This is a genomic window from Legionella sp. (genome assembly GCF_049790535.1).
Classification (GTDB): Bacteria; Pseudomonadota; Gammaproteobacteria; order Legionellales; family Legionellaceae; genus Legionella.
Genome location: NZ_JBAQZB010000071.1, coordinates 1 through 7,516, shown reverse-complemented (window position 1 = coordinate 7,516; position 7,516 = coordinate 1). Strand labels below are relative to the sequence as shown.

Below are 7,516 nucleotides of genomic sequence, written 5' to 3'. Positions count from 1 at the left end.
GGCTCCATCCATACACAATAGAACACTCTTTAGTGTTCCCAAATTATTATCGAAAATACAGTTCCCAAACAACACAGGTCTCTAGTGGCAACAACCAAAGACTCAGATTCAGACTCAAGAGGACACTTTTGTCATAGTTTGATTAAAATTATACGGATGGAACCCGACCCAGGGGTTCAGATCGTAGTAAACGTAACAGCATAAGCAAAGCTTAGTACATGGTTTTACAAAGCAATACGGCTGCAATCAAAAAGTAGAAATTAGCCTTAATCGAGCGTATGAATCCTCGATTGGTTAGATCTTTATGAAACACTTCTTTGACTTCAATTACCTCACTCTGAACCTCTGGGTTGCTTCGCTTTGCTCGCAATGACGGGCTCCATCCATAGAGAAATGGTTAGATCTTTTATACAATATGAATATTATTCTTTCTCTATTATTTATATCTATGAAGATAGATGTAGAAATATTTGCAAAAGGGAAAGAAGATTTGTTCGTCAGTACCTAAATACGGAAAACGATCTTTGGCCAATTGAAACGAAAAAAGCACGCATCAAGCCCACATACTGATATATGTTGAGCTTGATGCGTGCTTTTTTGTTCCAAATCGACTCAAAGCCGGCCTTCCTCCAAGAGTTAATAACTTCTTATCTTATCGTGACAGATTACTCTAATCGCGGCTTGAAAAGGCACTTAATATGTTGAGCAGGCTGATGAACAAATTGTAAATTGACACGAAAAGGCCTACAGTAGCTGAAATGTAATTGGTTTCACCCTCATGAATTATTGCGCTGGTTTGCAATAGGATTAATCCAGAAGAAATCAAGATAAATGCGGCTGAAATAGCTAATTGCAGTGCTGGAATATGGATGAATATACCAGCGATCATCGCCAACAATGCCACCATCACACCAACAAAAAGAAAACCGCCTAAAAAGCTGAAATCTTTTTTCGTTGTTAATGCATAAGCTGATAGTGCAAAGAAAATTACCCCGGTGCCTCCCAAAGCTGTAGCAATAAGCTGCGAACCATTAGAGAAATTATGAATATAAAAATTAAGGATAGGGCCTAAGGTGTAGCCTAGAAAGCCCGTAAAAGCAAAAACACTAGCTAAGCCCCAGATGCTGTTGCGTAAAGCCTGGGTTAAAAACATCAAACCATATACCCCAATGATCATTATTAATGGGTTCATGGGACGAGCTCCACTTGCAAGAGACAAATAAGCAGTGAATGCACTAAATAAGAACGTTAAGCTAAGCAGAAGATAAGTATTACGCAGTACTTTGTTGCTAGAAAGTACAGATTCTCTGCGTTGACTGATTACATTGATATTATTTCGGTTCATTGTTTAGAACTCCTAATTTAGGTATGTTTAGTCTAGCATATGTAACGATAAGTTTCCTAGATTTCAAGTGTTCTGCGGGAAAATTATTAGTAAATTTTAATTTGTTTTGAGCATTTATATTACTCTATAGTATGATAGATAGATTATTTGCAGGATAAGTTGAGGCTTCTTATGGCTCGAGTTGCATTAGTACAAATGATTTCTTCAACGAATGTAGCTAAAAATTTGCAACAAGTTGAACAGTTAATGACTCAAGCATGTGAAGAGAAGGCTCAGCTTGTACTGTTACCCGAGAATTTTGCATTTATGGGACGTACGGAAACTGATAAATTATCGATTAGTGAAGTATATGGCCAAGGTCCTATCCAGGAAAAAATAAGTCAGTTGGCTAAAAAATTGGGTATATGGGTTATTGCTGGAACAATGCCGTTGAAAGGTATTGGGTCCAAAGTCAGAGCCAGTTGTCTGGTTTATGATAATCAGGGTTTGTGTGTGAAACGTTATGACAAAATTCATTTGTTTGATGTTAGTGTATCAGCTCAGGAAATATATCGAGAGTCTGCGACCATAGAACGAGGTAATGATTGCGTTGTTGTGGATACTCCAGTAGGTAAAATCGGTTTAACGGTTTGCTATGATTTACGGTTTCCCGAACTGTATCAGCGATTGTTAGAGCAAGGTGCACAACTGTTTACAGTTCCTTCTGCATTTACTGCAGTAACAGGTCGTGCTCATTGGGAGGTATTATTAAGAGCTAGAGCTATAGAGAATTTATCCTATGTATTAGCAGCTAATCAAGGAGGACACCATGAAAATGGGCGTTCTACTTATGGACACAGCATGATTATTGAACCTTGGGGTGGAGTACTTGCACAGCAAGGTGAAGGAATAGGCCTGGTGACGGCTGATATTGATCTAAAAAGTCTACTCCATTTACGAAAAACATTTCCAAGCGTTAATCATCATGTATTAAATTTAAAGGGTAATTAAATGACAGAAGCGTTAACCACTGCAAAACAAATTTTATTAGCTCCAGCATCGCTGGATGAAGCGGGTATCGAAAAATTGTTCAAATCAATGAGAACTCATCATATTGACGATGCCGATCTATATTTTCAAAGTTGCAGTTATGAATCCTGGTATTTGGAGGATTCAGTAGTGAAAAGTGGAAGTTATTCTTTAGATCGAGGTGTAGGTATCCGTGCAGTAAGTGGGGATAAAACCGGTTTTGCCTATTGTGACGATATCCAATTACCCTCTATGCTACGTGCAGCTGATGCAGCACGCTCTATTGCACTTACGGGTTCCAAAGCCATGCAATCAGTTCGCGTTAATACAATTGCTGAAAGCCGTTATCAAGGCTTAAATCCGATTGATGGAATGAGTAAACAGGAAAAAATAGCGTTACTGGAGGTAATTGATAAAGAAGCACGTAGTATTGATTCGCGTGTGGTTCAGGTTAATGCCTCACTCAGCGGTTGTTATGAGGTGGTCATGGTAGCGGACATGCATGGGCAGATGGTTGCTGATGTTAGACCTTTGGTGAGCATTAATGTAAGCGTCATTGTTGAAGATGAAAAGGGGCGACGAGAATCCGCACGTTCAGGTGGCGGAGGTCGTATTGCTTATTCTTATTTTACTGAAAAAGACAATGCCTTAAGTTATGCCCGTGAAGCAGTACGTGAAGCCTTAATTAATCTGGAAGCGCAACCTGCGCCTGCAGGAACAATGCCGGTTGTTTTAGGTCCAGGATGGCCTGGAGTATTATTGCATGAAGCGGTAGGTCATGGTTTGGAGGGTGATTTTAACCGTAAAGGATTATCTGCATTTTCTGGACGTATTGGCCAGCAGATTGCCGCAACTGGTGTTACGGTGGTTGACGATGGAACATTAAAAGATCGACGTGGTTCATTAACCATTGATGATGAGGGAACACCTTCTCAGTGTACCACCTTAATTGATAATGGTATTTTAGTTAATTACATGCAGGATAAATTGAATGCCAAATTAATGGGAATGCAATCCACAGGCAATTGCCGTCGTGAATCCTATGCTCATGTACCTATGCCCAGAATGACCAATACCTATATGTTAGCAGGACAGCACAATCCGGAAGAAATTATTCGTTCCGTACAACGTGGCTTGTATGCTGTGAATTTTGGTGGCGGCCAGGTTGACATTACTTCCGGCCAATTTGTATTTTCTGCGAGTGAAGCCTATCTTATTGAAAATGGAAAAATCACTGCACCAGTTAAAGGTGCTACATTAATTGGCAATGGCCCTGATGTAATGAAAAAAATCAGCATGATTGGTAATGACTTGGCATTAGATCGAGGAATCGGTGTATGTGGTAAGGAGGGTCAATCTGTGCCTGTTGGTGTGGGTCAACCTACGCTGAAAATTGAGGCATTGACTGTTGGAGGCACAGGTTAGCTATTGCCTACAATATATTATTTAAGATTATATACCTTTAAACTCAGAACCACTTTAGGAAGGCAATCGAGGATCATGTTGACATATATCCTTCACCCCAACATTTAAATGTTCGGCCTGACTAATCCATAAAAGTAATGATTACTGCGGCTAGATGAGGGTATTTTTTAAATACCGCTTCATCCTGTTTTCTGGAGTAAATTAATTCACATAATTTCAGAACAAAATGGTAATGATTGTTTATTGAATGAAATCTCAAACAGGTGAGGGTAAAACGGTTATAAGAGGCGGCTATGGAGTTTTTTTAAGTCCTCATCACGAAGAGGATCGTTACCTATTTCAGGATTTTTAAGCAGCATCACTTTTATAATGTCTAATAAAACTTCATCTGGTAGCAAGTCAAAATAATTGATACCTACTTTTTCTTTCTTCTTCTGTGGCAGGGTTAATCCTAAAATAAGGCCAGTGATGTTCGGCTATTATAAATAAATATGAATTTTAATGAAGTTTTTACACGTATTTATTTCCGGTGTTTTAAAGATCTGCTCCATAGCTAGAGAAACTATTAACAGACCTCAAATACTAGGAAGGCTAGCAATCCTATCTTTACAACAATATGAAAATTTTTCCATCCTTGAATCTGTGAAATTCGCTCAAATGTATGAATATTTTCTGGATAATCACTACTGTAAGAATGTTCCATAACATGTTTAAGTTCTTCTGCAGTGATATTGGGAAAAATTTCTCTATAATATTCTTCATATGCATGCAGCCATTGATTACGCGTTTGATTTTCATCGAGAATGCCGTCAATCATTAAAAAAAAGCCACCTGACGCTAATTTATTTTTACAGTCTTGAATAAAATTAAATTTTTCCTGATACGATAAATGATGGACAGTGTAACTCGAAAAAATAATATCAACGGAGGATGGGAGATGTTTTATTGCGGTGATCATACTTTCTAAAATAAATTGTTTTTCACAATCTAATTGAGCTAGATTAGGAGGTGCCATCTTTATTACTTCTTCAGCAATATCAATTCCAATATAGTTTTTGATCAAATTATCTTGCAAGACCGGCTTAATAATGCTTCCATCGCCGCAACCCACGTCGACAAAAGAAATGGGGCGTCCTTTTACATGTTGGTGAAGAAATTGATTTAGAAGAGCAAACATTTCGTTATGACACAGTTTATTTTGTGCCACATAACTTTTATAGTGTTGCCAATTATTATTAAAATATTTGGCTACTTCTTTCATATTATCCGATAGCATCGGGATTTCCTTATTTGATGAAATAGAAAATGATAATAAAAATGTAATGATTGATTGATTCAATTTGATGGTCAAGTTTTTAATGCACTTTTATCTAGTTCTTGTGAACTGCACAATTTAAGCACCTTGATTAAGTGGTATTGAAGGCCCAGGATTGATGAAGTATTGCATGAGTTCACGCAAAAAATTGATAGCGTCGATAAACATTATTTTACAGAATCTAAAAAAGTTGCTATGGAATTATTTGAGGAATTAAAAAAACTAAGTGTGAATATCCAACTAATCTTAATAATTTGGATATGAGTGTTACAAAAGCAAATAAATGTTTTGAAGATCTGTGTGATACTTTAATCAATAAGGCAAAACCTGTATTGGAAAGGGATTTGAGTTGGGGTGATTATCTAACCAATTTATTAAAAGCTTTTGCTAACGCGATAATTAAGATAGTATTATCCTCTAGGCAGCTTAATACCTTCTTTAAACCTATACAATCTGAATCAATTCTAGCAGCAGAAGAAGCGCAATTGAATTTAAAAAAAGAGTCTACTCGGATGAGTTAACACACTCGTACGCAAAAGTAAAATATACCCTATCCCCTAAGGCTTATAGAGCATTTAAGTAGTTAGTAATTTGCTCTACACAGGTTAATCACATTCATACATCCTACATTGAAGTATTTCAAAAAAAACAATAGAATGGCTCGTTTTTAAAATAAGGATAGAAACAATGCTTCTATATAAAAATAAAAAACGTTCCTGGATATGTGGTGCTATGCTCAGTTTATGCAGCAGTATAACGCAAGCAAGTTGGTATGTTGAAGGCAATATTGGTTATGATTTTCCCACTGTTACAGGTTCCAACAAAATTGGTTCTGGCAATGGATGGCCAGCAGATATTTATCAAATCAACAACTTGGTGGGAGAGCCTATTTTTGGGGGTTCTTTAGGCTATGAATGGTTTTTTCCGCAAAGAAAATTTTTATCTTTCTTCAGTGCTGCAGCGGCTTATTTGTATGATAAACCCACTCGGTTAACAGGAAATGTCGAACAGTTTTCTTTACCTAAATTCAATAATTATATTTATCATTATAATATCAATCGACAAACCCTAATGGCATTGTTTCAAGCGGGCTTGTTTCGCGTGCATTTCATTGTACCTTATGTGTCAGGTGGCTTGGGTATCGCTTTTAATCAAACAAAACCATATGTAGAAATACCCAGCTCCGGCATTATCCCCAGAATCTCACCTGATTTTTTGGGAGCATCTCGATCTCAATTTAGTTACACTGTAGGTGCGGGTATTTACTTCTTCCCACAGGAATCCATCGCACTGAATCTGGGGTATCGTTATACCGATTTTGGCATTGTACAAACCGGAAATGCACAAAATGGGTATTCAGGGTATTTAACCAATGCTCCCCGATCTAACTCCTTGTTAATGGGTATACAATTTATGTTCAAATAAGAATCGTATGTATTTTTCAACAATCACTCTGTTTCGCAAGATTAATGCTCCCTTTTTATAAGGTTGAAATTTTTATATGCAGATAAATAAATGCACATAACTACCAAACTTAACCTAGTATTTACTGGTGCAACTTTTACGCTCACCAATACAACCAATGGTAATACTTGTAATGGTATTGTCGCAGTGGGAGTGAATCAGGTGATTACTGTGACAGGGAATTGTAATTGCAATACCTAAAACACTTGTTTTATTTAAGATTGTTTTTAATTCCCTTCTTAAGCTTAGAAAGTATAGGAAGGGGAATGCCTCTAAAAGCTGAACAATTTTAACATTAGCACTATTTTGTAAAGCGACTATCAAGGTTAGCAAATAATGTTATCAGATATTATGAGTTTTTTTAATCCAGTAATTTTTTTAACAGAAATACTTTTTCATTTTCATTATTTCTTTACATCAACATTTATTTTAATACCCCTAATACCCACTTAATATTTGAATTATATTTACACTATTCAATTAAAATATAAACTTAATTTGTAAAAAGGACAAAATAATGAAAAAAAGAAAAATTTTAAATGAAGCAAAACAACGCCTGAAAAAGAAAAAAGAAGAGGGGCGTAAAATAACTCATCATGATTCTTCAGTTGTCGTTGTAAAAGGAAGCACTACAGTCATCGATGAGATAAGAGCGCTTCAGCCAGGAGAGACATCTGAAACGATTACTAAGACTACTTTGAAGCAAAGAAAACCAGTTACTGTTGTAAAGGGGAGCGTTATAGTCATCGATGAGATAAGACCTCTGCATCCAGGAGAAACCGCTGAAACAATTACCTATGCTGCTTTACAGCAAAGAAAACCAATTACTGTTGTAAAAGGGAGCGCTACAATCATCGATGAGACAAGACCTCTGCAGCCAGGAGAGACCGCTGAAACGATTACCTATGCTGCTTTAAAGAGTAGAAAATCAGTTATTGTTGTAAAAGGGAGCGCTACAG

The 7,516-nt window shown here is 36.8% G+C and carries 7 protein-coding genes; 5 read left to right on the top strand and 2 right to left on the bottom strand.

The window, feature by feature from the left end; translation table 11 throughout:
• Positions 1–670: 670 nt before the first annotated feature.
• Positions 671–1,345, bottom strand: coding sequence for a Bax inhibitor-1/YccA family protein (locus tag WA877_RS03990; protein ID WP_425169642.1), 675 nt, complete (start codon positions 1,343–1,345; stop codon positions 671–673).
• Between the two features lie 171 nt (positions 1,346–1,516).
• Between WA877_RS03990 and WA877_RS03985 the strand changes: the two genes are divergently transcribed.
• Both WA877_RS03985 and tldD read left to right on the top strand, forming a co-directional pair.
• Complete coding sequence (locus WA877_RS03985) at positions 1,517–2,335, top strand: carbon-nitrogen hydrolase family protein (RefSeq protein WP_425169641.1); 819 nt, start codon at positions 1,517–1,519, stop codon at positions 2,333–2,335.
• Positions 2,336–3,778: a metalloprotease TldD gene (gene tldD / locus WA877_RS03980; RefSeq protein ID WP_425169640.1), complete on the top strand. Its 1,443-nt coding sequence runs from the start codon at positions 2,336–2,338 to the stop codon at positions 3,776–3,778. It abuts the gene before it with no gap.
• A 565-nt stretch (positions 3,779–4,343) separates the two neighbouring features.
• Here tldD and WA877_RS03975 read toward each other — a convergent pair.
• Positions 4,344–5,054 carry a class I SAM-dependent methyltransferase gene (locus tag WA877_RS03975; protein ID WP_425169639.1) on the bottom strand — a complete coding sequence of 237 codons (711 nt, stop codon included), beginning with the start codon at positions 5,052–5,054 and terminating at the stop codon, positions 4,344–4,346.
• Between the two features lie 299 nt (positions 5,055–5,353).
• On the opposite strand from WA877_RS03975, the gene WA877_RS03970 reads away from it, so the two are divergent.
• The 3 genes from WA877_RS03970 to WA877_RS03960 all read left to right on the top strand — a co-directional run.
• On the top strand, positions 5,354–5,614 hold the full coding sequence (locus WA877_RS03970; protein WP_425169638.1) for a hypothetical protein: 261 nt from the start codon (positions 5,354–5,356) through the stop codon (positions 5,612–5,614).
• Positions 5,615–5,780: 166 nt separating this feature from the next.
• Complete coding sequence (locus WA877_RS03965; protein ID WP_425169637.1) at positions 5,781–6,518, top strand: outer membrane protein; 738 nt, start codon at positions 5,781–5,783, stop codon at positions 6,516–6,518.
• Positions 6,519–7,074: 556 nt separating this feature from the next.
• Positions 7,075–7,516, top strand: a 442-nt coding sequence (locus WA877_RS03960; RefSeq protein ID WP_425169636.1) for a hypothetical protein, incomplete at its 3' end; no start/stop codon positions are given.

Bases quoted from the DNA above. Each gene is read 5' to 3' on its own strand.
- WA877_RS03990 (WP_425169642.1), bottom strand. From the start codon at position 1,345: ATGAACCGAAATAATATCAATGTAATCAGTCAACGCAGAGAATCTGTA.
- WA877_RS03985 (WP_425169641.1), top strand. From the start codon at position 1,517: ATGGCTCGAGTTGCATTAGTACAAATGATTTCTTCAACGAATGTAGCT.
- tldD (WP_425169640.1), top strand. From the start codon at position 2,336: ATGACAGAAGCGTTAACCACTGCAAAACAAATTTTATTAGCTCCAGCA.
- WA877_RS03975 (WP_425169639.1), bottom strand. From the start codon at position 5,054: ATGCTATCGGATAATATGAAAGAAGTAGCCAAATATTTTAATAATAAT.
- WA877_RS03970 (WP_425169638.1), top strand. From the start codon at position 5,354: ATGAGTGTTACAAAAGCAAATAAATGTTTTGAAGATCTGTGTGATACT.
- WA877_RS03965 (WP_425169637.1), top strand. From the start codon at position 5,781: ATGCTTCTATATAAAAATAAAAAACGTTCCTGGATATGTGGTGCTATG.